The 24,346-nt window shown below is 73.5% G+C and carries 23 protein-coding genes; 13 read left to right on the forward strand and 10 right to left on the reverse strand.

Annotated features, from left to right (window positions below):
- Positions 1 to 58 precede the first annotated feature (58 nt).
- Genes npdG through cofE form a run of 4 tightly spaced genes read left to right on the forward strand, consistent with a single transcriptional unit; the run spans position 59 to position 3,095 of the window.
- Positions 59 to 730, forward strand: coding sequence for an NADPH-dependent F420 reductase (gene npdG, locus ACVUH9_RS16715; protein WP_475758910.1), 672 nt, complete (start codon positions 59 to 61; stop codon positions 728 to 730).
- Positions 727 to 1,686, forward strand: coding sequence for a 2-phospho-L-lactate transferase (cofD, locus tag ACVUH9_RS16720; protein WP_475758912.1), 960 nt, complete (start codon positions 727 to 729; stop codon positions 1,684 to 1,686). The genes npdG and cofD overlap by 4 nt, the downstream gene beginning before the upstream one ends.
- Entirely contained in the window at positions 1,683 to 2,336 is a 654-nt protein-coding gene (cofC, locus tag ACVUH9_RS16725) for a 2-phospho-L-lactate guanylyltransferase (RefSeq protein WP_475758914.1), read from the forward strand. Before cofD ends, cofC begins: the two co-directional genes overlap by 4 nt.
- 9 nt (positions 2,337 to 2,345) lie before the next feature.
- Positions 2,346 to 3,095 (forward strand): coenzyme F420-0:L-glutamate ligase, encoded by a 750-nt coding sequence (cofE, locus tag ACVUH9_RS16730; RefSeq protein WP_475758916.1) that lies wholly within the window; start codon positions 2,346 to 2,348, stop codon positions 3,093 to 3,095.
- A 118-nt stretch (positions 3,096 to 3,213) separates the two neighbouring features.
- On the opposite strand, the gene greA is transcribed toward cofE, so the two are convergent.
- Both greA and cofH read right to left on the reverse strand, forming a co-directional pair.
- A complete protein-coding gene (gene greA, locus ACVUH9_RS16735; RefSeq protein WP_475758918.1) occupies positions 3,214 to 3,690 on the reverse strand; it encodes a transcription elongation factor GreA in 477 nt (158 codons plus the stop codon).
- Between the two features lie 44 nt (positions 3,691 to 3,734).
- Positions 3,735 to 5,990 (reverse strand): 5-amino-6-(D-ribitylamino)uracil--L-tyrosine 4-hydroxyphenyl transferase CofH, encoded by a 2,256-nt coding sequence (gene cofH, locus ACVUH9_RS16740; protein ID WP_475758920.1) that lies wholly within the window; start codon positions 5,988 to 5,990, stop codon positions 3,735 to 3,737.
- Positions 5,991 to 6,277: 287 nt separating this feature from the next.
- Here cofH and ACVUH9_RS16745 point away from each other — a divergent pair, with 287 nt between their 5' ends.
- A complete protein-coding gene (locus ACVUH9_RS16745; RefSeq protein WP_475758922.1) occupies positions 6,278 to 7,282 on the forward strand; it encodes an ABC transporter substrate-binding protein in 1,005 nt (334 codons plus the stop codon).
- Positions 7,283 to 7,751: 469 nt separating this feature from the next.
- Here ACVUH9_RS16745 and ACVUH9_RS16750 read toward each other — a convergent pair whose 3' ends face one another.
- The gene (locus tag ACVUH9_RS16750; RefSeq protein WP_475758924.1) at positions 7,752 to 8,117 is read right to left on the reverse strand and encodes a hypothetical protein; all 366 of its coding nucleotides are present in this window, start codon (positions 8,115 to 8,117) and stop codon (positions 7,752 to 7,754) included.
- A gap of 246 nt (positions 8,118 to 8,363) precedes the next feature.
- Here ACVUH9_RS16750 and ygfZ point away from each other — a divergent pair, with 246 nt between their 5' ends.
- Positions 8,364 to 9,467, forward strand: a complete 1,104-nt coding sequence (ygfZ, locus tag ACVUH9_RS16755; protein ID WP_475758926.1) for a CAF17-like 4Fe-4S cluster assembly/insertion protein YgfZ — start codon at positions 8,364 to 8,366, stop codon at positions 9,465 to 9,467.
- A 28-nt stretch (positions 9,468 to 9,495) separates the two neighbouring features.
- On the opposite strand, the gene ACVUH9_RS16760 is transcribed toward ygfZ, so the two are convergent.
- Together ACVUH9_RS16760 and ACVUH9_RS16765 are read right to left on the reverse strand one after the other, a co-directional pair.
- Positions 9,496 to 10,359, reverse strand: coding sequence for a hypothetical protein (locus ACVUH9_RS16760; RefSeq protein ID WP_475758928.1), 864 nt, complete (start codon positions 10,357 to 10,359; stop codon positions 9,496 to 9,498).
- A complete protein-coding gene (locus ACVUH9_RS16765) occupies positions 10,359 to 11,018 on the reverse strand; it encodes an RNA polymerase sigma factor (protein WP_475758930.1) in 660 nt (219 codons plus the stop codon). Before ACVUH9_RS16765 ends, ACVUH9_RS16760 begins: the two co-directional genes overlap by 1 nt.
- Positions 11,019 to 11,456: 438 nt before the next feature.
- Between ACVUH9_RS16765 and ACVUH9_RS16770 the strand changes: the two genes are divergently transcribed.
- From ACVUH9_RS16770 to ACVUH9_RS16780, 3 genes are all read left to right on the forward strand, one after another.
- Positions 11,457 to 11,852, forward strand: coding sequence for a hypothetical protein (locus ACVUH9_RS16770; protein ID WP_475758932.1), 396 nt, complete (start codon positions 11,457 to 11,459; stop codon positions 11,850 to 11,852).
- A gap of 103 nt (positions 11,853 to 11,955) precedes the next feature.
- Entirely contained in the window at positions 11,956 to 13,212 is a 1,257-nt protein-coding gene (ccrA, locus tag ACVUH9_RS16775) for a crotonyl-CoA carboxylase/reductase (protein ID WP_475758934.1), read from the forward strand.
- A 1-nt stretch (position 13,213) separates the two neighbouring features.
- Entirely contained in the window at positions 13,214 to 13,594 is a 381-nt protein-coding gene (locus tag ACVUH9_RS16780; protein WP_475758936.1) for a hypothetical protein, read from the forward strand.
- A gap of 91 nt (positions 13,595 to 13,685) precedes the next feature.
- Here the strand turns inward: ACVUH9_RS16780 and ACVUH9_RS16785 are convergent, their stop codons facing one another.
- The 3 genes from ACVUH9_RS16785 to ACVUH9_RS16795 form a co-directional block, all read right to left on the reverse strand.
- Positions 13,686 to 13,973 carry an ATP-dependent Clp protease adaptor ClpS gene (locus tag ACVUH9_RS16785; RefSeq protein WP_475758937.1) on the reverse strand — a complete coding sequence of 96 codons (288 nt, stop codon included), beginning with the start codon at positions 13,971 to 13,973 and terminating at the stop codon, positions 13,686 to 13,688.
- A 218-nt stretch (positions 13,974 to 14,191) separates the two neighbouring features.
- Positions 14,192 to 15,067: an MBL fold metallo-hydrolase gene (locus ACVUH9_RS16790; protein ID WP_475758939.1), complete on the reverse strand. Its 876-nt coding sequence runs from the start codon at positions 15,065 to 15,067 to the stop codon at positions 14,192 to 14,194.
- 112 nt (positions 15,068 to 15,179) lie between these two features.
- Complete coding sequence (locus ACVUH9_RS16795) at positions 15,180 to 15,566, reverse strand: ArsR/SmtB family transcription factor (protein ID WP_475758941.1); 387 nt, start codon at positions 15,564 to 15,566, stop codon at positions 15,180 to 15,182.
- 102 nt (positions 15,567 to 15,668) lie between these two features.
- Here ACVUH9_RS16795 and ACVUH9_RS16800 point away from each other — a divergent pair, with 102 nt between their 5' ends.
- The 3 genes from ACVUH9_RS16800 (at position 15,669) to ACVUH9_RS16810 (ending at position 21,192) form a co-directional block, all read left to right on the forward strand.
- Entirely contained in the window at positions 15,669 to 16,565 is an 897-nt protein-coding gene (locus ACVUH9_RS16800) for a cation diffusion facilitator family transporter (protein ID WP_475758943.1), read from the forward strand.
- 1 nt (position 16,566) lies between these two features.
- On the forward strand, positions 16,567 to 19,047 hold the full coding sequence (locus ACVUH9_RS16805; RefSeq protein ID WP_475758944.1) for a heavy metal translocating P-type ATPase: 2,481 nt from the start codon (positions 16,567 to 16,569) through the stop codon (positions 19,045 to 19,047).
- Positions 19,048 to 19,146: 99 nt separating this feature from the next.
- Positions 19,147 to 21,192, forward strand: a complete 2,046-nt coding sequence (locus ACVUH9_RS16810; protein ID WP_475758946.1) for a methylmalonyl-CoA mutase family protein — start codon at positions 19,147 to 19,149, stop codon at positions 21,190 to 21,192.
- Positions 21,193 to 21,333: 141 nt separating this feature from the next.
- Here the strand turns inward: ACVUH9_RS16810 and ACVUH9_RS16815 are convergent, their stop codons facing one another.
- Positions 21,334 to 22,386, reverse strand: coding sequence for a BclA C-terminal domain-containing protein (locus tag ACVUH9_RS16815; RefSeq protein WP_475758948.1), 1,053 nt, complete (start codon positions 22,384 to 22,386; stop codon positions 21,334 to 21,336).
- A gap of 335 nt (positions 22,387 to 22,721) precedes the next feature.
- Here ACVUH9_RS16815 and ACVUH9_RS16820 point away from each other — a divergent pair, with 335 nt between their 5' ends.
- Positions 22,722 to 23,546: a sigma-70 family RNA polymerase sigma factor gene (locus tag ACVUH9_RS16820; RefSeq protein ID WP_475758950.1), complete on the forward strand. Its 825-nt coding sequence runs from the start codon at positions 22,722 to 22,724 to the stop codon at positions 23,544 to 23,546.
- 32 nt (positions 23,547 to 23,578) lie between these two features.
- Here the strand turns inward: ACVUH9_RS16820 and ACVUH9_RS16825 are convergent, their stop codons facing one another.
- Positions 23,579 to 24,223 (reverse strand): CHAP domain-containing protein, encoded by a 645-nt coding sequence (locus tag ACVUH9_RS16825; RefSeq protein WP_475758951.1) that lies wholly within the window; start codon positions 24,221 to 24,223, stop codon positions 23,579 to 23,581.
- Positions 24,224 to 24,346: the final 123 nt, after the last annotated feature.

Here is a 24,346-nt window from a genome sequence, read left to right on the forward strand (position 1 = left end):
GCACGCCGGCCGTCCGGCCGTCCAGTCGACGCGTGTCACGCGCTTATACTTCCCCGTCGTGTCTTCCCCTGTCGCCATTCTCGGTGGAACCGGTCAACTCGGATTCGGACTCGCGCTGCGGCTCGGTCGCGCCGGCGTCCCGGTCGTGATCGGCTCGCGTGACGCGGGCCGCGCCCAGGAGGCCGCCGAGCGCGCCGCCAAGGTCGTCCCGAGCGCGAGCTTCAGTGGCGCCGACAACGCCGCGGCGACCGCCGCCGCCGGCCAGATCGTGGTCCTCGCGGTGCCGTTCGCCAGCCAGGCGTCGACCCTCAAGGGCCTCGCCGAGGCGCTGCGCGAGGACCAGATCCTGCTCGACGCGACCGTCCCGCTCGGCCCGGCCGTCGGCGGTAAGCCGACCCAGCTGATCGGGGTCTGGCAGGGCTCCGCCGCCCAGCAGGCGCAGTCGCTGGTGCCCAAGGGCGTGCGAGTCGTCTCCGGCCTCCACACCCTCAGCGCCTCGCTGCTCGAGGACCTCGACCACGACCTCGCCCAGGACACCCTGATCTGCGGCGACCGCAAGGCCGACAAGGAGGTCGTCACCGAGCTCCTGAACAAGATCGAGGGCCTCCGCGTCGTCGATGCCGGCCGGCTCGAGCAGAGCCGGATCGTCGAGGGCCTGACCCCGCTGATCATCGGCATCAACATCCGCAACAAGATCCACGCGGGCATTCACATCACGGGGCTCGCGTGACGCCGGAGGGCGCTCCCGGGCCCGTCGTGGTGCTGGCCGGCGGGACGGGCGGGGCCAAGCTGGCCCGCGGTCTCGCCGACCACCTCGGCGAGCAGCTGGTGGTCGTCGCCAACACCGGCGACGACACCGAGATCTACGGCTCCTACGTCAGCCCCGATCCCGACCTGGTGACCTTCTGGCTCGCCGACCGGATCGACGAGCGCGGCTGGGGCCTCGACGGCGACAGCTTCGCCGTGATGGACGGCCTCCGCGAGCTCGGCGACGACGTCTGGTTCAACCTCGGTGACCGCGACCTCGCCGTCTGCGTGCGCCGCGCCCGCCGGCTGGCCGAGGGCGCCCGCCTGACCGAGGTCCTCGCCGAGACGGCGACCGCCTTCGGCGTCACCGCCCGCGTGCTGCCGCCGAGCGACGCCGCGATCCGCACCCGGGTCCGTGCCGACGACCGCTGGTGGCCGTTCCAGGAGTTCATGATCCGCCGCCGCAGCGACGCGCCGATCGAGGACGTCGCCTTCGACGGTGCCGACGAGGCCGCCCCGACCCCGGAGCTGCTGGAGGCCCTGCGGACCGCCCGCGCGATCGTGATCGGCCCCTCGAACCCGGTGATCTCGATCGGCCCGATCCTGGCCGTCCCCGCGATCCGCCGTGCGATCCGCGACGCGACGGCGCCCGTCGTCGCCGTCGCGCCGTTCGTCGCCGGTGAGGTCGTCAAGGGCCCGACCCGCGCCTTCATGGCCTGGGCCGGGGTCGATCCTGACGCCGCCGGCATCGCCCGCTTCTACGACGGCCTGCTCGACGGGCTGGTGAGCGACGAGACCGTCGCGCTGCCCGGCGTCGCCGTCCGTACCACCGACACCCTGCTCGGCGACCCTGCGGCACGCCGCCGGATCGCCGGCGAGATCCTGGACTTCTGCGACGAGCTCGCAGCCGCCCCCACCCAGACCGGAAGCCCCGCGTGAAGACCTACGCGATCGTGCCCGTCAAGCGGTTCGGGCAGGCCAAGCAGCGCCTCGCCGACGCGCTCCCTGCCCGTTCACGCGTGGCCCTGATGCAGGCGATGGTGACCGACGTCCTGATCGCGCTGCGGCGGGCGACGCTGATCGACGGCGTGATCGTCGTGACCGGCGAGCCGATCGCCGAGCAGATCGCGATCAACTACAACGCCGAGGTCCTCGCCGACTCGCGCGACCTCGGCCACAACGAGGCCGCCGCGCTCGGCGTCCAGCTGGCGATCACGCGCGGCGCCGAGCGCGTCGTGCTGGTGCCGGCCGACTGCCCGGCCGTCGACCCCGCCGAGATCGACGGGATGCTGACCAACGTCGCCGACGACGGCCGCGAGGTCACAATCGTCCCCGACCGCCACGGCACCGGCACCAACGCCCTGATCCTGACCCCGCCCGACGTGATGCCCGCATCGTTCGGCGAGGGCAGCCGGGACCGTCACGCCGCCGCGGCCGAGGCCGCCGGAGCCGCCGTCTACCTGGCCGAGCCGGCGACGCTGATGCTCGACGTCGACACCGGCTCCGACCTCGATGCGCTCCAGGTCCGGCTCCAGGAGCACCGCGGAGGCGCGTCGCACACCCGCGGGCTGCTCCCCCGGATCCTCTAGCCGCCGGTCGTGCCCCGCTCGATCGCCGTTCGTGCGCTCTCGGTGCTGCCCGAGGTCCGTCCTGGTGACGACCTCGCGGCGCTGATCGTCGCCGCCAACGACGGCCTGCCGTTCCCGCAGGGGACGGCGGTCGTCGTCTCCCACAAGGTCGTCTCGAAGTCCGAGGGCGCGCTCGTGCGCCTGGCCGACATCACCCCCACGCCGCAGGCCGAGCAGCTCGCCGCGACGCTGGAGAAGGACCCGGCGCTGGTCCAGGTCATCCTCGACCAGTCCGCCGAGGTCGTGCGGGCGCGGCGCGGCGTCCTGATCTGCCGCACCCACCACGGCCTCGTCGCCGCCCACGCGGGCGTCGACCAGTCGAACGTGGCCGACGGCTGGTGCGTGACCCTGCCCGTCGATCCCGACGGCTCCGCCCGCCGGCTGCGGGCGGCGCTGCCGGGCCGCCCGGCGGTGGTGGTCGCCGACAGCTTCGGCCGCGCCTGGCGCCACGGTCAGGCCGAGATCGCGATCGGCTGTGCCGGCCTCCAGGTCGCCGACGACCAGCGCGGAGCCGTCGACCGCGAGGGCCGCGAGCTGCGGGCGACGCTGATCGCGACCGCCGACCACGTCGCGTCGGCGGCGGACCTCGTGCGGTCCAAGACCTCCGGCCAGCCGGCGGTCGTCGTCGAGGGCCTCGACGAGGCGATCACGGCCGACGACGGTCCCGGAGCCGTGGTCCTGCGGCGAGCGGCCGACGAGGACCTGTTCGGCGCCCTCTAGGCACCTGGCGAGGAGCTCGGCGGCGTACACGGGACGTACCCGCGGGGCCGCCCGGCGGCCCGTACCGCGGGCCGCTCGCGACCGGGACGCTCCCGGCCACGGACGGCGCCGCCGGTGACTAGCGGGTGGCGATGCTCTCGACCCGCAGGCTGCGGGCGCCGCGCGGGGTCGTGACCTGGACCACGTCGCCGACGGTCTGGCCGAGGACGGCCTGCGCGACCGGGGACTCGATCGAGATCTTGCCGGCGCTGGCGTCGGCCTCCGCCGCCCCGACCAGCGACCAGGTCTGCTCGCGCCCGGTGTCGGTGTCGACCAGGGTCACGGTCGCCCCGAAGCCGACCACGCTCTGGTTGGTCGAGATCTGGGTCACGACCGCGTTGCGACGGCGCTCGGCGAGGCCGGCGATCCGCGTCTCGAGGTGCGCCTGGTCGTCCTTCGCCTGGTGGTACTCGGCGTTCTCCTTCAGATCCCCGAGCTCGCGCGCCCGCTGGATGCGGGCCGCGATCTCACGCCGGGCCGGACCTTCGAGCTCGTCCAGCTCGGCCTTCAGGGCTTCCAGCCCCTCGGGGGTGATCGACTCGCCAGCGGTATCCATCACGACACCGTAACGGTCGGACGGGACCGGCAGCCGGTTGGCTCCTAGGCCGCTCCGCCCACGAGCAGCGGGTGCTCCCGGCGAACGCCGTACGTGGTGCTGCGCTCCGCGGCGGGGCGTCCGGCCGCGTGGGCGGCGGCGATCAGCTGGGGCGGGTCGAGGCGGACGCCGTGCTGGGCGCCGGCAAGACGCGAGATGTTCTCCTCCATCAGGGTCCCGCCGAGGTCGTTGACGCCCCAGCGGAGCGCCTCCGTGGCGCCCTCGAGGCCCATCTTGACCCACGACGCCTGGAGGTTCTGGATCGTCTTCCCCAGCGCCAGCCGGAAGACGGCGGTGTGGCGGAGGTTGTCCTCGATCGTGATCTCCTCGACCCCGTGGGTGCGGCCGAGGCGGGTCTGGAAGGGGATGAACGAGAGCGGCACGAACTCGGTGATCCCGCCGGTCCGCTCCTGCACCCCGCGCACGACGGCCATGTGGCGGGCCAGCTCCCAAGGCTCCTCGATGTGGCCGAACATCACCGTCGACGTCGAGGGGACCCCGGCGCGGTGCGCGGCCTCGATCACCTCGACCCAGCGGCCGGCCGGCAGCTTGTTCGGCGAGATCCGCTGGCGGACCCCGTCGTCGAGGACCTCGGCGGCCGTCCCCGGCGTCGAACCGAGCCCGGCGTCCTTGAGCCGGGCGAAGAGCTCCTCGAGCGGAAGACCCGAGATCTCGGCCATGTGGTCGATCTCCATCGGGCTGTAGGCGTGCAGGTGCAGCTCGGCCCCGTGCCGCCGGCCCGCGTCCTTCGCGCGCCGCAGCCAGCGCTCGTAGTCCTCCAACGTCCAGTCCGGGTGGATCCCCGACTGGATGCAGAGCTCGGAGGCGCCGAACTCGACCGCCTCCTTGACCCGCTGGTCGAACTCCTCCTCGCCGACGTCGTAGGCGTCGGGCGAGCGCTTCGACTGCCCGAAGCCGCAGAAGGCGCAGCCGACGGTGCAGACGTTCGAGATGTTGATGTTGCGGTTGACGACGAAGGTGACCGTCTCCCCCGCCAGCTCGCGACGGAGCTCGTCGGCGGCGGAGCGGATCTCCTCGACCGCGCCCGGATCGGTCTCGACGAACAGCGCGGTCAGCTCCTGCTCGGAGAGCGCGAGCCCGTCGCGGGCCTTGCCGACCGCCGGCGCGACCAGGTCGCGGTCGATCACGAACGGGGCGTCGCCGCGCCCGCTGGTGCCGCGCGGGATGAAGGTCCAGTACTTGACGGTGATCGTGTCGAGCACCGCCGGATCGATCCACTCCGGATCCATGTACTTGCCGTAGACGCAGAGCCGCTCGGAGAGCGCCACGCCCTGCGGCTTGAGCTGCGCGCGGACCTGGTTCGGCGACGGGAACGGGTGCTCGGGCGAGATGTGGTCGCCGTTGGCGGAGAGGCCACCGAGGTCGGTCGCCCCGGCCGCGACCAGCCGCGGCCACCAGTCGGCGAGGTTCGGCGGGATCTGGATCCCGACGTCGGGCATCAGTCGCCGGGTCGCGACGACCAGCTCCTCCATGTCCTCGACGCTGACCGGGCAGGCCCAGTCGGGCAGCTCGAGGTGCGGGGAGCCCTCCCAGCCGACGCCGTCCTCGGCGATCCCGGTCCGCCAGTACTCGCGCGCCGACCGGTCGGCGATCGCGCCGACGTCACGCCCGTAGTAGCGCTCGTGCGGAACGAAGTTCTGGAGGATGATCTCCTGGATGTGGCCGTGCTCGGCCTGGACCTCGGCCAGCGCCTCCAGCGACGCGATCCGCTCCTCCTTCGTCTCCCCGATCCCGACCAGGATCCCCGTCGTGAACGGGATCTTCAGCTCGCCGGCGGCGCGGATCGTGGCCATCCGGCGGGCCGGGTGCTTGGAGGGCGAGCCGGCGTGGACGGTCTCCATCAGCCGCTCGCTGATCGACTCCAGCATCACGCCCTGCGACGCGGTGACCTTGCGCAGCCGGACCAGCGTCTCGCGGTCGACGGCGCCGAGGTTGGTGTGCGGCAGCAGCCCGCGCTCAAGGGCCTTCTCGCTCGCCCAGACGACGTAGGCGACGAAGTCCTCGAAGCCGAGCTCGGCGAGCCGCTCGCGGACGCCGGGGTGCGAGTCGGGCTCCTCGCCGGTCAGGATCAGCAGCTCCTTGGCGCGGCGCTTGACGGCCTCGTCGAGGATCTCCTCGACCTCGTCGGGGGTGTGCAGATGCGGCTTGCGCGTGGCGAACGCGCAGTACTTGCACACGGAGCTACACGTACGCGAGAGCGACAACGTGTGATTGCGGCTGAACGTCACGCGCCGGGTCATTCCCAGAGATACTACGTACCCCGCGGTACGTCTCCACGACGGCGGGCGAACCCGCGATTTCCTACCCGGCGTTCGATCTTCGCACCGGTCCGCGGCGGGACCCCCGGGGTGCCGTCGTCCGCGCGCCGGCAGCACGCCGAGGTCGCGCCCGCCCGTTGGGCGGCGGCACGCCCGGAGGGGCCGTCGTCCGCAACGATCCAGGGATGTCTGGATCGCAGGACCCTCATGGCCCGACCGCCCACGACCACCGCGCCGGGTGGAGGAGCCGCAGGCTCCGGAGGGGGTTGGTGATCCGGCTGGCCGCGCTCTCGTTGGGCGTGGCTGCGCTGGCGGGCTGTGGGGGTTCCGACGGCGCAAGCACCACGACCCCGGGAGCGACCGGCACGACCCGACTCGACCTGACCCTCGACTTCGCCCCCAACGCGGTCCACAGCGGCCTCTACGTGGCCCAGGAGCGCGGTCTGTACCGCGACGGGCGGCTCGACGTCCGGATCCGCGTCCCCGGCAGCGGGGCCGACGGGGCCAAGCTGCTGGCGGCCGGGCGAACCGACCTGGCGGTGATGGACATCCACGATCTCGCCCTCGCCCGGGAGAAGGGCGCCGACCTGGTCGCCGTGGCGGCGCTCGTCCAGCGTCCGCTGGCCGCGGTCCTGGCCGACGCCGACGTCCGCCGTCCCCGCGAGCTCGAGGGCCGCAAGGTCGGCCTGACCGGGCTTCCCAGCGACGTCGCCGCGCTCGACCAGATCGTCCGCGGCGACGGCGGCGATCCGGCCCGGGTCCGCCGGGTGACGATCGGCTTCGAGGCGGTCGCGTCGATGATCAGCGGCCGGGTCGCGGGCACGATCGGCTTCTGGAACGCCGAGGGCGTCGCCCTGAAGGCCCGCCGCCCGACGACCCGGATCTTCCGGCTCGACGAGTTCGGTGCCCCGCGCTACCCGGAGCTGCTGGTGGTCGCGACCCCGAAGCTGCTCCGCGAGCAGCCCGAGGCCGTCTCCCGCTTCGTCCGCGCGAGCGCCGAGGGCTACCGGATCGTGACCCGCTCCCCGACGACCACCGACGGCGAGACCGTCCGTGCCCTGCGCGAGGGCTCGGGCGACCACACGATCGACCCGGCCACGACCTCGGCGCAGCTCGACGCGGTCATCCCCGCCTTCCTCGACGGCCGCGGCCGAACGCTGACCATCGACCGTCCGACCATGCGCCGCTGGGCGGATTGGGAGGCCGAGGTCGGGATCACCGAGCGGCCCCCGAACGTCGACCGGATGATCTGGCCCCAGGCGCCCGGCGCCTGATCCCCCGGGGCGCGGGTCCGGCCGCGGAGGCGGGCGGGCCGGCCGGCGGCCGACGGGCGAACGGCCGACGGACGGACGGCGGAGGCGCGGAAGGTGGCGGTCGTCCACCGTGACGGTGGCAAACACATCGCGAAGCGCCCCGCAGCGAAGCGGTCGACCTCGAGTGCGCTCACCGCACTCAACCTCAACCGCCCGCCCGAACCAGGCCCCGCGCCACCCCGGCCGGGTGGATGCGGGGCACACGCAGGCCGAGCAGGTCGGTTGAGATCGGCCCGCCCACCCCGAGAGCTGTGCGCCAGTCCTGCCGAGGGCAACGGAGCCGCGATCTAGACCTGACCGCGGCAGTTGCGTCTGAGGTGGTCGTGGACCAAGCAGGTCGGGTCGGGTGGTGCGAGAGCTGGCCGCCAGGCCTGCCGAGTGCCACGCGGCCCGAGATGCGCCGCGTCCACGGCCGCCTCAGACCAACCGCCTAGTGGGCGCGGAGGCGCCGGAACTCTTCGCGGGCGGTCTCGCCGCGGCCCCACATCGGCTCGACCTCGGCGCGGCCGACGCGCACGTCGCGGACGGCGATCTCACCCTCGAGCCCGGCCTCGTCGAGCAACGACAGCGCGCTGAGCACGGCGGTCGGCGCCGCGGCGTGCCCGAAGCGGTGGGCGACGAGGATCTTCCAGTGCCAGTCGTTCTTAGAGTACGGCTGGGCGTTGCAGGTCGGCGTCACGTAGGTCGCGGCCTCGACGTAGCGGTCCTCGTCGGCGATCCGCAGATCGAGCGACAGATCGGACCAGTCGTCGGGCAACGAATCCAAGACGCGCTGGAAGGTCTCGGCGAGCGGCATCGCCCTCCACTTTAGCCGGCCCGCCGCTGCTCCACCCCGCCGGTCGCCCCGGTCCGACCGGGCCGGACCGAAACGGTTCCGTCCCGCCGTCCGGCGACGCTCCGCGCCGAGCGGCGCGTCCGTTCGGTCCCCTCGGCCGCACCCGCGCTGAGAACCCGTTCGTCCCACCGTCCCGGCCCGGCCATCGCCCCCGGGGTCGCCCTGTCCCGCCGGGCCCGACATGCTCGGGCGCTACGCTCGATCACGATGCCCGATCAGCCCCAGGAGCCCGCCCCCGTGACGGGCCTCCCGAACGCGACGGACCCCGAAGGGCCGGAGGCCACCGAGCGTGGCTACCGCCAGGCGACGACCGGCGCCGGCCTGCTCGACCGCTCCGCGTCCGGCAAGCTCGCCCTGGTCGGCGCGGAGGCCGCCGCCTTCCTGACCGGCCAGGTGACCGCCGACGTCGAGGCGCTCACCCCGGGCGCCGGCAGCTACGCCGCGCTCCTGACCCCCAAGGGCAAGGTCGTCGTCGACCTGCGGATCCTGGCCGTCGCCGTCGCCGGCGAGGACCAGAGCAAGGACCAGGCCGGGGAGGAACGGCCGGCCGAGCTGCTCCTGCTCTGCGAGCGGAGCGGCCTCCAGGCGCTCTTCGACCACCTCCGCCGGCACCTGATCGGCTACCAGGTCGAGCTGCAGAAGCGGACCGTCCAGCAGGGTCTGCTGAGTCTGCTCGGCCCCCGCGCGGAAGCACTCGTGGGAGAGGCCGCCCGCGCCCTCGATCCGGCCGAGCACGCGCACGTCGCCGCCGTCGTCGACGGCATCGACGTCCGACTGGTTCGGACCGATCAGGGCCTCGACCTGGTCTGCGACGCCGACGACACCGCCCGACTGCGCGCGGCGCTGATCGCCCGCGGGGCCGTCCCGGTCCCGGAGGAGGCGGCCGAGATCGTCCGCGTCGAGAGCGGCCGGCCGCGGCACGGGCACGAGCTCGACGAGACCGTGATGCCGGCCGAGGTCGGGATCGTCGAACGCGCGGTCAGCTTCACCAAGGGCTGCTACGTCGGCCAGGAGACGGTCGCGCGGCTGCACTGGCGCGGTCGCCCGAACCGGCATCTGCGGGGGCTGCTGCTCGATCGCCCCGTCGAGCCCGGCACGGTGATCGTGGAGGACGGTCGCGAGCTCGGCCGGGTCACCTCGTGTGCCCGTTCCCCGCGGCTGGGGCCGATCGCGCTGGCGCTCGTCCGCCGCGAGATCTCGCCCGGTGACACCGTCGTCGCCCGCCCCGCCGACGGCGGGCCGACCACGGCTCAGGTCGTCGAGCTGCCGTTCTCGGCCGACCCCGCGCCGAGCCACCCGACGACGGGCTAGGGCTCGCGCCAACCGCGGCCTGCCCCCCCTATCCGGTCGGCCCGTGCAGCTCGAGCTGGCGGCGGTGCTCGGCGGTGTCGGTCAGCGTGTCCTGCGCGACGATCCGCTCCTCGTAGTCGGTGACGAACGGGCGACCGTCGACGGCGATCCCCTCGCTGTGCTTGCGCAGGGCCAGCGGGGCGTAGGTCTCGGCGTCGACCAGCAGCTCGTCGTGCTCGCCCTTCATCGCCGGGTCCTCGACCCCGGTCACGATCAGGCGGTACGCGGAGCGTCCGTCGACGCTGGCCCTGTCGCCGAGGCGGACCGTGCGGTCGCCGGCCTCCGCCCGCCGCAGCATCGCGTGGGCCTCGGTCACGACCGACGGCACCATCGCTGCACCCGGGTCCTCCCGGACGCGCTTGGTCCTCGGATCGAACGAGCGGACCAGCGACCGGCCGTCGGCGACGGTCATCACGTCGTCGACCCCGGCCACGGCGTCCTCGCCGTCGGCCTCGGTCACGAGCATGCGCATCCCGAGCACCCGGCCGCCCTGGTCCCGGCGTACCCAGGTCGTCCGGCGCTGCGTGAACCGGCCGCGGGACCGCACCTCGACCTCGCTGGTGATCCGCACGATCGTCCCCGGCGGCGGGGCGGACGCACGAGCGGCCTCGGCCACGATCCCGCCGACGCCCGGCACCCCGCCGCGGTCGTCGGTGGGCCCGAACGCCAACGCCGCGGTCACGACGACGACCGTCGTCCCGGCGAGCGCGGCGCGGTTGAGCACCGCGCGACGACGCGCCCGGAGACGCTGTCTGACGGCATCGTGGGGCCCGGCCGGCGCCCCCTCGAGCGCGTTCGCGGGATCGGCGGCCCGCAGGCGCCGGAGCAGGTCGTGGTCACGGGTGGTCGGCATCAGCGGGCCTCCAGATCGGGATGGATGGGGTGCGTCATCGGTTCGGGGGCGCCACGGGGGCCCGGACGGCTCGCGGCGCGATCGACCCGGAGCGCACGGGCCGCCGTCCGCGCCGCCGGCTCCACGGTCGCGTCGGCCGGAGCCTCCAGGGCCGCCCGCAGACGGCTCCGAGCCCGCGAGAGCCGGACCGCGAACGTCGCCGGCGAGCAGCCGGCCGCGCGCGCCGCCGCGGCCTGCTCGAGGCCCTCCCAGGCGACCAGGCGGATCGCCTCGCGCTCGGTCTCGGTCAGGGTCGCGAACGCCCGCGCCAGCGTCGGATCGCCGTGGACCTGCTCGGCCGGATCCGGGGCCGCGGCCTCCGCACGGCGCCCGGTCAGGCGCACAAGCAGCGCCGCCCGGCGAGACGCGCTGCGCCGGTGGCCGTGCACGACCCGGCGGGCCACGCCGTAGAGCCAGGGCAGCGGGTCCCCCTCCCGTGGGAGCCGTCGCCAGGCGATCGCGAACGTCTCGGCGACGATGTCGTCGACGACGTCGCGTTCGACCCGGCGCGCCGCGTAGGCCCGGATCGCCGGCGCGTGACGCTCGAAGACCGCCCAGCGCTCGGCGGACGGTCCTCGCTCACGGGTCGTTCGATCGGGGATCGGGGGAACGGTCGTCACACCATGCTTCTGCCGCCAACGGCCGCGACCTTACGTCCGGCCCCGAGCGACGACATCGGGGAACCGCCTCGTTCCCTCCGCGAGACGACGACCGGAATCGCGTCGGCGGCGGGTCGCCGCGGCGTCGTCGGGTCTACGCCGCGCGCCGCGCCGCGCACGACGTCGTCGAGGACCGGTCGCCGTGCCCACCGGCCCGCGCCGCCACCGGGGCGCCGCTCGCCGCCGTCGAAGCGACGTGTCGAGCGGTCCCGCCCTCACCGGCCGGACCGACGTCCGCCCGGCCGGTGGACACACGTTCGGACCCCGACGGACGGATCCGTCCCAGGTCACGACCCGACCTCGGGTAGGGTTGCGGGCGACTGTCGCCGGCGAGCACCGCGGCGGCGTAACCGGGAGTACGGGGAAGCGATGCACGTGGCGCGTAGATCGATCGTGGTGATGAGCGCGGGCCTGGCCCTCGTCGGCGGGCTGAGCGCCTGCGGCAGGGTCGACGCCGACGACAAGCCGAGCGCGGCCCGCCCACCGGTCGAGATGCTGGTGAGCGCCGCGATCACCGACGACGGCGTCCACCTCTCACCGGCCGCGATCGGCGGCGGCCCGGTCCGGATCGTCGTCAACAACCAGAGTCGGCGAGCGGTCAAGGCCATGCTCGTCCGGGACGACGGCGGATCCGCCCGGACCCAGTACAAGATCGATCCCGGTCAGAACGCCGCGATCCGCACCGAGGTCAAGAGCGGCAGCTACCGCCTGATCGCCGGTGACGAGGCCCAGGGAGCCGAGCTCGCGGTCGGTCCGCGACGCCCGTCCTCAGACGGCCAGCTGCTGCTGCCGTAGCCCGGCCGAACGGCCGCCCTCGCGCCCCGCCACGGACCGTCCGTGCGCGGGCGCACGGGACCGGAGCGTTCCTCCCCCCGATCGGTGGGTAGGCTTCCCTCTGATGTCGGTCGATCTCACACACCTCCACACCGCCAGCACGGCGCCAGGCGAGCTGCCCGCGACGATGGCCGCCTGGGCCATCCGCGAGGATCGCCTCGGCGAACCGAAGGACGCGATCCAGCTCGAGCAGGTCGACGTCCCCCACCCCGGCGCCTTCGAGGTCGTCGTCCGGGTGATGGCCGCGGGCGTCAACTTCAACAACGTCTGGGCGGCGCTCGGTCAACCCGTCTCCGTCTTCAAGTACGGGGACCACCCGGAGACCGGCCACCACATCGGCGGCTCCGATGCCTCCGGGATCGTCTGGAAGGTCGGCGAGGGCGTCACCCGCTGGAAGGTCGGCGACGAGGTCGTCGTCCACTGCAACCAGGCCTCGTACGAGGACGTCGAGGTCCACGGCCTCGACCCGCTCGCCGCGCCGTCGCAGCGGATCTGGGGCTACGAGACGACCTGGGGCTCGTTCGCCGAGTACTGCAAGGTCCAGGCCCAGCAGCTGCTGCCGAAGCCGAAGCACCTCTCGTGGTCCGAGGCCGCCTCGTACGGGCTGACCTACTTCACCGCGTACCGGATGCTCTTCACGCGGGCCGACATCAAGGCCGGCGACAAGGTCCTCGTCTGGGGCGCCGCCGGCGGCCTGGGCGTGTTCGCGATCCAGCTCTGCAAGGCGGCCGGGGCCGAGGCCGTCGGCGTCGTCTCGAGCGACGAGAAGGGCGAGCTGGTCAAGCAGCTCGGCGCGGTCGACTACATCAACCGCAACGACTTCAAGGGCATGATGCGGACGGGCGACGAGACGCCCGAGCAGGAGAAGGAGCGCTTCGGCGTCTCCCGCGCCTTCGCCAAGAAGGTCAAGGAGCTCCTCGGCGACGCCCCGGACATCGTCTTCGAGCACGTCGGCAAGGCCACGTTCCCGACCTCGGTCTTCACGGTCAAGCCGTTCGGCAAGGTCGTCATCTGCGGCGCGACCTCGGGCTACACGCTCGACTTCGACGTCCGCTACCTGTGGATGAAGCAGAAGTCGATCATCGGCTCGCACTTCGCCAACGCCTACGAGTGCATGAAGGCCAACGCCCTGATCGACGAGGGCAAGGTCCAGCCGGTGCTGTGGAAGACGCTCCCGTTCGACGACGTCGCCGAGGCCCACCAGCTCCTGCGCGACAACCAGCACTTCGGCAAGATCGCGATCCTCGTCGGCGCCAAGGACGGCGAGGAAGGACGTTCTGAGGACGGTCCGGGAGCGATTCATGCTGAAGTAGGCGGCTGATATGTCCGGTCTCGCGATTCACCTTCCGTACTACGCCACCGGCCTGCGGGCCGATCAGCTCTCCGACGCGCTCGACGCGCTGACGCCGAAGCTGCTCCAGCTCGGCGCGTTGGAGGTGCGGGTCTACCGCTCCAAGGACGACGCGTACAAGTTCCTCCAGGTGATCGTCGTGGCCGGCAAGTCGGATTGGCCGCTGCTCTGGAACTCGGCGGCGTTCATCGACTTCCGCACGATCAGCAGCCCGCTCTACCAGAAGCCGCTCGCCTACGTGATGCACGAGGTCGTGTCGGCGGGCACCGGGGCGGGCGTCACCAACCCGCTCGCCGACGCCCCCTTCGCGCCGATCCAGGCCGGGGCGCCCTCCGCCCCCGCCGCGAGCTAGCCGCTCCAGCGAACGCAGGCGTCACCGACGGCCCGCCTACCCGGCGGGCCGTTCTGCGTTGCGGGCGCGCCTCGGCGCGCCCGAGCGTCGCTCAGGCCAGCTCGAGCGGGGCCATCGTCAGGCCCGCGTCCCGCAGCTGCTCCCAGTAGTGCTCGGCCAGCTCCTTGTGGCCGGTCCACACGATCGCGAGGCCGGAGCGGTGGATCTCGTCGGCGAGCCGGAAGCCCTTGTCGACGTTGATGCCGGGCAGCACGCGGGCCAGGATCGTGGCCACGCCCTCGAAGGTGTTGTGGTCGTCGTTGCGGACGATCACGTTCCAGGAGCCGCCCAGGCCGGTTCCGGGGCCGGCGGTCCTGCTCTGTTCGATGGTCTGGCTCACGGCGGTGCAGGGTAGCGGTGTCGGCGGCCCGCGGCGTTCCCGACGGGCCTCGAACGAGGGTAGGACGGCCCCGGCCGATCCGCAACCCGAGACAACCGATGTCCGGTTGACCTCGCGAGGACCGGTCCGCACGCCGTCCGACGCCCCGCACGCCAGCCTACGCCGGACTGGGATACGCCCCGCTGGTCCCGGGCCCGCTCGGGGCAGGTCGCGGCGGCCTACGCGCTCGGGGCGGTCTCCCCCGCGGCCTCGCGCTCCGCGACCTGCTTCCAGTAGCGGTCGAGCCCCGCCCACAGGCCCTCGAACGGGCCAGCGGCGTAGTAGGTCGGCAGGCCGGCCTCGCCCGCGCGCTCGAGCACCCAGGCACGGATCCAATCGGCCATCCCGAACGCGTCGGTCGTCCGCGCCGCCTCGGCGAAGAGGTCGAGCGACTCGTGGACGGTGGCGATCTGCTCGGCGACGTCCTCGGTGGTGACCCCGAAGTGCATGTAGGCCAGCGCCCGCGGCTCCCAGGCGGCGACCGTGTCGAGCGACGCGTGCCAGAGCGGCGGGTCGATGTCCGGCGGCGGGGTCGGGGGCAGCGCCGGTCCCCCGTCGATCCGGATCCCGGTCACGTCGCCGGTGAAGGCCACGCGGGTCGGCCGGTGCAGGTAGCTGACGTGGTGCTTGGCGTGACCCGGGGTGTAGGCGACCTCCCAGGGACCCTCCTGCTCGCCGCCCCGGAGCACCCGGACGTTCTTCTCCGGCACCGGGATCACCTTGCCCCAGAGCTCGTCGAAGTAGTCGCCGAAGACCTGGCGGGCGCTCTTGACCAGCCGCGTCGGGTCGATCAGGTGCTTGGCCCCCAGCTCGTGGACCCAGACCTCGACGTCGGGGAACCGCTCGACCAGCGCGCCGGTCCCGCCTGCGTGGTCGAAGTGGATGTGGGTCAGCAGGATCGCGCGCGGGGTCTCGCCGTCGAGCGCCTCGATCACGCGCTCGATCGTCCGCTCGCAGCCGGGGTCGACGATCACGCCGTCGTGGAGGTGCGCTCCCATCGCCTTCGGCTTCCCCATGTGCATGAGGTCGATCGTCCGCGGCAGGTCGGTGCTCACCTACCCGACATTAGGCCCTCGCTCGTTCTGGCGCGGTCCGCGGCAGCCGGGGGCCGCGCGCACCGCCTGCCGGCCGGCCCCGCAGACCGATCGGCGGCGGGTCGCGCCGAGGTCAGTCGCCGGTCCGCGCGTGCAGCACGTGCTCACGGGCGACGTCGAGCAGCGTCCGGACGTGGTCGTCGTCGAGCGCGTAGTAGACGCTGCGTCCGTCCTTGCGGAAGCGGACGACCCGCTCGGCCCGCAGCAGACGGAGGCTGTGCGAGCAGGCCGTCTCGCTGAGGCCGGTGACGGTCGCCAGCTCACCGACCCGCAGCTCGCCCGCGCTGAGCAGGGCGAGGATCAGGCGCACGCGGCCGGGGTCGGAGAGGACCCGGAACGTCTCCGCCAGCCGCTGCGCGTCCTCGGGGCCGGGGATCGCGGCGGCGATCTCCGCCAGCCGCCGGGCCGGGCCCTCCTCCGCGGCGGGAACGCCATCGCTCTCCGTCGCGGGCTCGACCATCGAGCGAGCCTAGCGCGGGCCGGCGGGTTGCACGCGACCCCCGTCGTTGATATCTTCATATCTGTTCAGGTATTCATACATCTGAGACCAGGAACCGTTCCCATGAGCCACGACCACTCGCACGTCTCCGCCGGGGCCCGCCACCGGCGGCCGCTCGCGATCGCGCTCGGCCTGACCGCCACCTACCTCGTGGTCGAGTTCGTGGTCGGGTTCTCGATCGGCTCGCTGGCCCTGATCTCCGACGCCGGCCACATGCTGACCGACACCGCCGGGCTGGCGATGGCGCTGCTGGCGATCACCGCCGCCCAGCGGGCCGCCAGCGACCAGCAGACCTACGGGCGCTTCCGGCTCGAGGCGTTCGCCTCGCTGGCCAACGCGATCCTGCTGTTCGGCGTCGCCGGCTACGTGCTCTACGAGGCGATCGGCCGCTTCCAGGACCCGGCCGAGGTCCCCGGCCTCGGCCTGATGATCGTCGCGTCGATCGGGCTGGTCGTGAACCTGGCGTCGTTCCAGCTGCTGCGCTCCGGGGCGAGCGAGAGCCTGAACGTCAAGGGCGCGTTCCTCGAGGTCACCGCCGACATGCTCGGCTCGGCCGGCGTCCTGCTCGCCGGGCTGGTGACGATCACCACCGGCTGGGCGTACGCCGACCCGATCGTCGGCGTCGCGATCGGCCTCTACGTGCTCCCCCGCGCCTACCGGCTCGGCCGCTCGGCGATCCGGATCCTGATGGAGGGCTCGCCCGAGCACATCGACGTGGCCGACGTCCGGCGCGGACTCGAGACGCTCGACGGCGTCGCCGACGTCCACGACCTCCACGTCTGGACGTTGACCTCCGGGATGGAGCTGGCCACCGCCCACCTGCGACTGGAGGCCGGGGTCGGTGGCGACGACGTCCGCCGCCGTGCGACCGCGCTCCTCCACGACCGATTCGAGCTGCAACACGTGACCATCCAGACCGAAGCCGACGACGACACGGCCGACTGCGAGCCGGTGATCTGAGGTGCGAACCGAGACGATCGACCTGCTCCTCGAGCGCGACGCCGACTGCGACGCCTGCAGCGACCGGATCCGCACGGCGCTGCGCGACCACGAGGGCGTCGACGACGTCCGCTCGGTCCGCGGCGACACGGCCCTGCGGATCACGCTCGACGGCGACCGCTGCGGGCGCGAGTGCCTCCAGGACGCGCTCGAGGACGTCCGCGAGGAGCTCACCGCCCGCTACGCCCACCGCGAGCTCGGCGTCAGCGGGATGGACTGCGCCGACTGCGCGACGCGGATCGAGCGGACCGTCGCGCGGCTGCCCGGGGTCGACGCCGTCTCGGTCAGCGTGACCGGCGCGCGGATGCGGCTGGAGCTGGACGGCACGACCGACCTCGGCGTCGTCCGCGACCGGGTCGTCCAGCTCGGCTACGGGGTCAGCGACCCCACCGGGCTGCTCGGCGCCGCGCCCGCGACCGGCGTCGAGGCGGGGACCGTCCCCACGGCCGCAGCCGCCACGACCGCCGGGACCGGGCGCGGGACGACCTCCCCGGGCCGCGTCCGGGCCGCCGTCGCCGGCTGGCTGCGCGGCTCCGACCGGATCACCGCGGTCGCCTCGCTGCTGCTGCTCGTCGCCGTCCTGGCCGACCTCGTGCTGCCGGTCCCGCAGCCGATCGTGGTCGGCCTCTACCTGCTGCCGGTGCTGCTCGCCGGCCCCTCGATCGCGCGCGCCGGGATCGCCGGCACCGTCGCCACCCGTGCGCCGGACATGAACCTGCTGATGACGATCGCGGTCGTCGGCGCCGCCGCGATCGGCGCCTGGATGGAGGCCGCGCTGGTCGTCGTGCTGTTCTCCGTCGGCGAGCTGCTGGAGCGCCGTGCGGTCGGCCGGGCCCGCCGCGAGCTGGAGGGGCTGGTCTCGCTGACCCCCGAGACCGCCCGCGTCGTCCGCGCCCACACCCACGCCGACGGGGCCGAGCACCGCGAGGAGCACGAGCTGCCCGTCTCCGAGCTGCGGATCGGCGACCTGGTCGTCGTCCGTCCCGGGGAGCGGATCCCCGCCGACGGCACGATCGCCGAGGGCGCCTCCTCGATCGACCAGGCCCCGATCACCGGCGAGTCGACCCCGGTCGACCGCGAGGCCGGCGAGGACGTCTTCGCCGGCACCCTCAACGGTCACGGTCGCCTGCTGCTGCGCACCACCACCGCGCCCGGCGACACGACCCTCGACCGGATCGGCCGGCTGGTCGCCGAGGCCCAGGCCCGCCGCTCGCCGTCGGAGCGCTGGGTCAGCGCCTTCGCCCGCGTCTACACCCCGATCGTGATCGGGCTGGCGCTGCTCGTCACCGTCGTCCCGCCGCTGGTCGGGGCGATGAGCTTCGGCGCCGCCTTCTACGCCGCACTCGCGCTGCTGATCCTCGCCTGCCCGTGCGCGCTGGTGCTCTCGACGCCGGTCTCGATCGTCTCGGCGCTCGGGCGGGCCTCGGCGGCCGGCGTCCTGATCAAGGGCGGGGCGCACCTGGAGCGGGCCGCGGGGATCACCACCGTCGCCTTCGACAAGACCGGAACGCTGACCGCCGGCCGACCGCAGGTGGTCGACGTCGTGGCGCTCGACGGCGACCGCGACGGGCTGCTGCGGATCGCCGCCGCGCTCGAGCAGGGCTCCGAGCACCCGCTGGCGGCGGCGATCGTCGCCGCCGCCCGCGACGCCGGGCTCGCGCTGCCGGAGCCGAACGACGTCCGCGCGCTGGCCGGGCTCGGGGCCGAGGGCCACGTCGACGGCGTCGCCGTGCGGGTCGGGAGCCCGCGGCTGCTGGCCGACGAGCTGCCCGCGGGCGACCCCGGCCTGGCCCTCGCCGCGCGCCTGCGGGACGCCGGACGGACCGTGGTCCTGGTCGAGCGGGCCGGGGCCGTCGTCGGCGCGATCGGCCTCGCCGACCAGCCGCGACCCGAGGCGGCCGAGGCGATCGAGCGGCTGCGCGCGCTCGGGATCACCCGTACAGTGATGCTGACCGGCGACAACCCGCCGACCGCCCGCGCGATCGCCGACCGACTCGGTGTCAGCGAGGTCCGCGCCGACCTGCTGCCGGAGGACAAGGCGACCGCGCTGGCCGGGCTCGGCGACGACGTGGCGATGGTCGGCGACGGCATCAACGACGCCCCGGCGCTGGCCCAGGCCGACCTCGGGGTGGCGATGGGCAGCGCCGGCAGCGACACCGCGATCGAGGTCGCCGACGTCGCCCTGCTCGGCGACGACCCGCGCAAGCTCGCCGACCTGATCGGGCTCGCCCGCTGGACCCGCGCGATCGTCCGCCAGAACATCGCCTTCGCGCTCGGCACCAAGCTGATCGCGGCGGTCTTCCTGCTGTTCGGCGCGCTGCCGCTGTGGGCGGCGGTCGCGGTCGATGTCGGCGCTTCGCTGCTGGTCGTCGCCAACGGGATGCGGCTGATCCGCCAGCGCCCGCGCGGCGCCGCCGGCCGGCTACCGCTGCTCGGGCCGTAGTCCCGCCCGGCCGCCGGCACGGCGCCCCGCCGACCGCTGTCGCACGCCCTGCGTGCGGCAGCACCCCTCGGTCGGGGGGTCGGTTCTACACTTCCGTGGATGAGCAGCCCTCGCCTGCCGAAGCCGGACCGCCCGTGGCTGATGCGGACCTACGCCGGTCACTCGACCGCCAAGGCCTCCAACGAGCTCTACCGCGGCAACCTGGCCAAGGGCCAGACCGGTCTATCGGTCGCCTTCGACCTGCCGACGCAGACCGGCTACGACCCGGACGACGAGCTCGCCCGCGGTGAGGTCGGCAAGGTCGGCGTGCCCGTCTCGCACCTCGGCGACATGCGGACGCTGATGGACGGCATCCCGCTCGAGACGATGAACACGTCGATGACGATCAACGCGGTCGCCGCGTGGATGCTCTCGATGTACATCGTGGCCGCCGAGGAGCAGAGCCCCAGCGAAGACGACGACAGCGTCCAGCTGAAGCTCCAGGGCACGACCCAGAACGACATCATCAAGGAGTTCCTGGCGCGCGGCACCTACGCGTTCCCGCCCGGCCCCTCGATGCGGCTGATCGCGGACATGATCGCCTACACGGTCGAGCACGTCCCGAAGTGGAACCCGATCAACATCTGCAGCTACCACCTGCAGGAGGCCGGCGCGACCCCGGTCCAGGAGATCGCCTACGCGATGTCCAACGCGATCGCGGTGCTCGACGCGGCGGCCGAGAAGGTCGACCCGTCGGTGATGCCGAAGGTCTTCAGCCGGATCAGCTTCTTCGTCAACGCCGGCGTCCGCTTCATCGAGGAGCACGCCAAGCTGCGCGCGATGGGCGTGCTCTGGGAGGAGCTCGGCCGGAGCCGCTACGGGATCACCGACGAGAAGGCCCTGCGCTTCCGCTACGGCGTCCAGGTCAACTCGCTCGGCCTGACCGAGGCCCAGCCGGAGAACAACGTCCAGCGGATCGTGCTCGAGGCGCTGGCCGTCACGCTCGGCCGCAACGCCCGCGCCCGCGCACTCCAGCTGCCGGCCTGGAACGAGGCCCTCGGCCTCCCCCGCGCCTGGGACCAGCAGTGGGCGCTGCGGATCCAGCAGATCCTCGCCTTCGAGACCGACCTGCTCGAGTACCCCGACATCTTCGAGGGCTCGGTCGTGATGGAGGGCCTCGTCGAGGAGCTGCTCGAGGGTGCCCGCGCCGAGATGGCCGTCGTCCAGGAGCACGGCGGCGCGGTCGAGGCCGTCGACTACATGAAGTCGTCGCTGGTCGAGAGCCACCGCGAGCGGATCCAGCGGATCGAGGCCGGCGAGCAGATCGTCGTCGGGATCAACAAGTACACCGAGACCGAGCCCTCGCCCCTGACCGCAGCAGGCGACGGCGGGATCATGACCGTCGACCACGCCGTCGAGCAGCAGGCGATCGACGCGATCAAGCAGTGGCGCTCGGGCCGCGACCAGGCCGCCGTCGACGCCGCGCTGGCCGAGGTCGCCCGCGTCGCCGGGACCGACGAGAACATCATGCCCGCCTCGATCGCCGCCGCCCGCGTCGGCGTCACCACCGGCGAGTGGGCCAAGACCCTGCGCCAGGCGTTCGGCGAGTTCCGCGCCCCGACCGGCGTCGGCGAGGCCGCGGCCACGACCGGCCAGAGCGACGCCGTCGCCGAGGTCCGGGCCGAGGTCGAGCGCGTCAGCGAGGCGCTCGGTCGCCGGATCAAGATCCTGGTCGGCAAGCCGGGCCTCGACGGGCACTCCAACGGCGCCGAGCAGATCGCGGTCCGCGCCCGCGACGTCGGCATGGACGTGGTCTACGAGGGCATCCGTCTGACCCCCGAGCAGATCGCCCACAGCGCCGTCCAGGAGGGCGTGCACGTGATCGGGCTCTCGATCCTCTCCGGCAGCCACCGCGAGCTGATCCCGGCCGTGATCGACGCGCTGCGCGAGAAGGGCGTCGACGTCCCCGTGATCGTCGGCGGGATCATCCCCGACGCCGACGTGGCGCCGCTGAAGGCCGCCGGGGTCGCCGGGGTCTACACGCCGAAGGACTTCGACATCTCGGTGATCATGGGCGATCTCGTCCGAATCGTCGCCGCGGCCGGCGGCGTGCTCGACGAGGCCGGCGTGCCGGAGCCGACCGGCGGCGCGATCAGCGAGCTGTAGGCCTAGCGCCAGCCGCAGCGGGGCCAGGCGTTCGTCGCCCCGCCCCGCGAGCCGCACCGCAGGCCGGGCGTCCGTCGCCCCCGCCCGCGAAGCAGTGCTGCCGTGGGGCGGCGGACCGGTCGTCCGCCGCCCCTCCGTCGTTCAGGCGAGGCGCTCGACCACCATCGAGGCGCCGGCTCCGCTCTGGAGGACCGCCGCACCGAGCAGCCCGTAGGCCTGCAGGCTCAGCGTCGAGCCGGCGGTAAGGGACACGATCGCGTCGCCGTCCCAGCTGACGACCGACGTGCTCGGGGAGTGGACCAGACCCGGGAACGTCGTGCCGTTGATCAGGAGCCGCGTCGACATCAGCAGGCCTGCGGTCGTGCGGACGCGGTACGTGACCCGATAGCGACCGGCCGTCGACACCGTCAGCGTCGTGTTGCTGCCGTTGATCGTGATCCCGGTGCCGAGGTTCTGCGCGTCGGGCAGGGGGATGTCGGTGCCGCCGAGGACCACCGCGATGACCGTGCTGGTGGTGTTGGCGGCGAACGCCGAGCTGCCGGTCGTGCCGCTGCCGGCCGGCCCCTCGGGACCGGTGTCGCCCTGCGGGCCCGCGGGGCCGATCGGCCCCTGCGGCCCGGCCTCGCCGGCCTCGCCCGTGGCTCCGGGCCCGCCGGCCGGGCCGGCCGGGCCGACGTCGCCCTCCGAGCCCGCGGGACCCACGCCGCCCGTCAGGCCGGTCGGCCCGGCGGGACCGACGAGGCCCTGCGGCCCCTGCAGGCCCTGCATCCCGGGCAGGCCGATCGGCCCCATCGGGCCGACGGGTCCCTCCTCGCCCGCGGCACCCCGCGGACCGGCCGCACCGTCCTTGCCGCTGCCGGCCGGACCGGTGTCGCCCTTCGCCCCCGGCGCGCCCGCCTCGCCCCGCGGCAGGTCGCCCTGCTGGAAGTCACGCGCGCGGAGCGAGCCGTCCTTGACCTTGCTGGTCGTGATCGCGTCGGACGCGATCTTGGTTCCCGTGGCGGCGTGGTACCGCAGCTGCTCGCTGCCGACGCTGCCGTTGGGCAGGACGCCGGTCGCGTAGGCGGTGCCGCCGAGGGCAACGAACAGCGCCGTTGCCGACATCACGTTGGCGGGTGAGAGGACGGCCCGGAGGCGCGCCGTCCGCGGGGTCTCGGGGTCGCGGTGATCGAGCGGGGATCCAGCGTCTCGCATCGCTGAGTTCTATAAGCCCGTCTGGGCCCGTACACCGTTCAGAACCAACATTGGACGTATATCCACTACTTCCCGCCCGGCGGGCCCTGTAGAGACACCAGAGCAGAACGGTCCACTCCATACCATGCGGACCCCCACGCGATCAAACGGTGGTCTGATCTTTATGTACAAATGTCCAGTTTTGCGGCCAGTTTATGTCGAGGATCGGTCATCCGGCCAATCCGCGACAGGCCGCTCGACCGTCGCTCGAGATCGGTCGACTTGACGGGTGCTCGGTACGCGAGGAACGCGCACCAGAGAGCCGCTTTTCCTCCCCCACGAAGTGCTCGAGGCCCATGAGCCGTAACACCGTCCGTCCGCGCCAGGACCGTCGTCCAACCTCCGATGAGTTGCTCCGCCGCTGGCGGGCCTACCGATCAACCGGCGACCGGGCCCTCCGCGACGAGCTCGTCTTCCTCCTCACGCCGCTGGTGCGGCACATCGTCGGCCGCAAGGTCCGCCAGCTCCCGGCCTACTGCGAGATGGATGACCTCGCCGCCGCCGGGTTCGAGGCCCTGGTGGTCTCGATCGAACGCTTCGATCCGGTCAAGGGCGCAACCCTCGACCAGTTCGCCTGGACCCGGATCAACGGTGCCGTGCTCGACGAGCTGCGGCGGCGTGACTGGGCGCCGCGCTCGCTGCGGCGGTGGGAGCGCGAGGCCGAGCAGGCCCAGCGCGAGCTGCGGGTCAAGCACGACCGCGAGCCGACGGACATCGAGCTGGCCGCCCGGATGGAGTCGACGCCCGACGAGCTGCGGATGCGGCGCGACCAGCTGGTCCTGGCCGAGGTCGAGTCGCTGTCGGCCAGCGTCGCCGGCACCGACGGGACCGCGATCGACCGGTCGGAGACGATCGCCTCGCGCGATCGCGCCACCAACCCGGAGCGGATGGTCGCCGTCCGCGAGGCCCACGGTCGCCTCGCCGACGCCGTCGCCGCGCTGCCCGAGCGCGAGCGGGCCGTCGCGACCCTGCTCTACGTCGAGGGTCGGCGTCTGCGCGAGGTCGGCGACCTGCTCGGTGTCTCCGAGTCGCGCGTCTGCCAGATCGCCAACACCCTCCGCTCGCGACTGCGCAGCGCGCTCGGCGACCACAGCGAGCTGCTGGTCGGAACGCTCGACTAGCGGTTCCGGCCGTTTGGACCGTCCGGCGCCGATCAGGGCAGCCGGATGTAGCCGATCGCCTCGCCGGCCGGGTGCTCCCGGGCGGCGACGCTGTCGGTGGTGTTGCCCTCGATCGTCTGGACCCGCCCGTCCGGCAGGACCCCGGTCACGATCCCCGTGTGCTGGTTCAGCACGATCACGTCGCCGACCTGGGGCACGACGCCGGGGCCGTTGACGATCCCCCGGCCGCTGCTCTGGGCCCAGGCCCACATCGCGTCGACCGACCCGAAGCCCTGACCGGCGTCGCCGAGCGGCGTGCCGGCCTGCTTGGCCGCCCACGAGACGAAGTACGCGCACCACGGCCCCGGACCCGGCGCGCCCGCTACGGCCTGGCGGTAGGCGGCGATCTCCGGTCCGTCGTTCGAGCCCGGCGGCTGCTCGACGACCCCGGTCTGCGACTGCGCGGCCGCGATCATCGGCGAGGTCCCCGGGGCGGCGGCCTGCGTCGCCGAGCGGAGCGCGGTCGCGAAGGTCCCGTTCGGCGCGCCCTGGACGCTGGTCGCACCGGCCGAGAACCCGGTGGTGCTCGTCGTACGGGCGGTCCGGGCCGCCTCGGCGGCGGCCGCTCGGGCGGCGGCGTGCGGGTCGGCGAGGGCCTGGAGCTCCGCGATCCGTTCGACGGTGGTGGCCAGCGTCATCGTTCAGGTGATCGGCCGGTCCGGTCGCAGCTTGAGTGGCCGGGCCAACCTGCGGCCGCCCGACGACCACAGCCGCCCGGCCCGTACCCGCGGGGTCGGCCGAGGGCGCCCCGGCGCCGGACG

The sequence above is a fragment of the Patulibacter ginsengiterrae genome (assembly GCF_056269115.1).

Coding starts and splice junctions, on each gene's coding strand:
- greA (WP_475758918.1), bottom strand. CDS start 3,690: ATGGATACCGCTGGCGAGTCGATCACCCCCGAGGGGCTGGAAGCCCTG.
- cofH (WP_475758920.1), bottom strand. CDS start 5,990: ATGACCCGGCGCGTGACGTTCAGCCGCAATCACACGTTGTCGCTCTCG.
- ACVUH9_RS16750 (WP_475758924.1), bottom strand. CDS start 8,117: ATGCCGCTCGCCGAGACCTTCCAGCGCGTCTTGGATTCGTTGCCCGAC.
- ygfZ (WP_475758926.1), top strand. CDS start 8,364: ATGCCCGATCAGCCCCAGGAGCCCGCCCCCGTGACGGGCCTCCCGAAC.
- ACVUH9_RS16760 (WP_475758928.1), bottom strand. CDS start 10,359: ATGCCGACCACCCGTGACCACGACCTGCTCCGGCGCCTGCGGGCCGCC.
- ACVUH9_RS16770 (WP_475758932.1), top strand. CDS start 11,457: ATGAGCGCGGGCCTGGCCCTCGTCGGCGGGCTGAGCGCCTGCGGCAGG.
- ccrA (WP_475758934.1), top strand. CDS start 11,956: ATGTCGGTCGATCTCACACACCTCCACACCGCCAGCACGGCGCCAGGC.
- ACVUH9_RS16780 (WP_475758936.1), top strand. CDS start 13,214: ATGTCCGGTCTCGCGATTCACCTTCCGTACTACGCCACCGGCCTGCGG.
- ACVUH9_RS16795 (WP_475758941.1), bottom strand. CDS start 15,566: ATGGTCGAGCCCGCGACGGAGAGCGATGGCGTTCCCGCCGCGGAGGAG.
- ACVUH9_RS16800 (WP_475758943.1), top strand. CDS start 15,669: ATGAGCCACGACCACTCGCACGTCTCCGCCGGGGCCCGCCACCGGCGG.
- ACVUH9_RS16810 (WP_475758946.1), top strand. CDS start 19,147: ATGAGCAGCCCTCGCCTGCCGAAGCCGGACCGCCCGTGGCTGATGCGG.
- ACVUH9_RS16815 (WP_475758948.1), bottom strand. CDS start 22,386: ATGCGAGACGCTGGATCCCCGCTCGATCACCGCGACCCCGAGACCCCG.
- ACVUH9_RS16820 (WP_475758950.1), top strand. CDS start 22,722: ATGAGCCGTAACACCGTCCGTCCGCGCCAGGACCGTCGTCCAACCTCC.
- ACVUH9_RS16825 (WP_475758951.1), bottom strand. CDS start 24,223: ATGACGCTGGCCACCACCGTCGAACGGATCGCGGAGCTCCAGGCCCTC.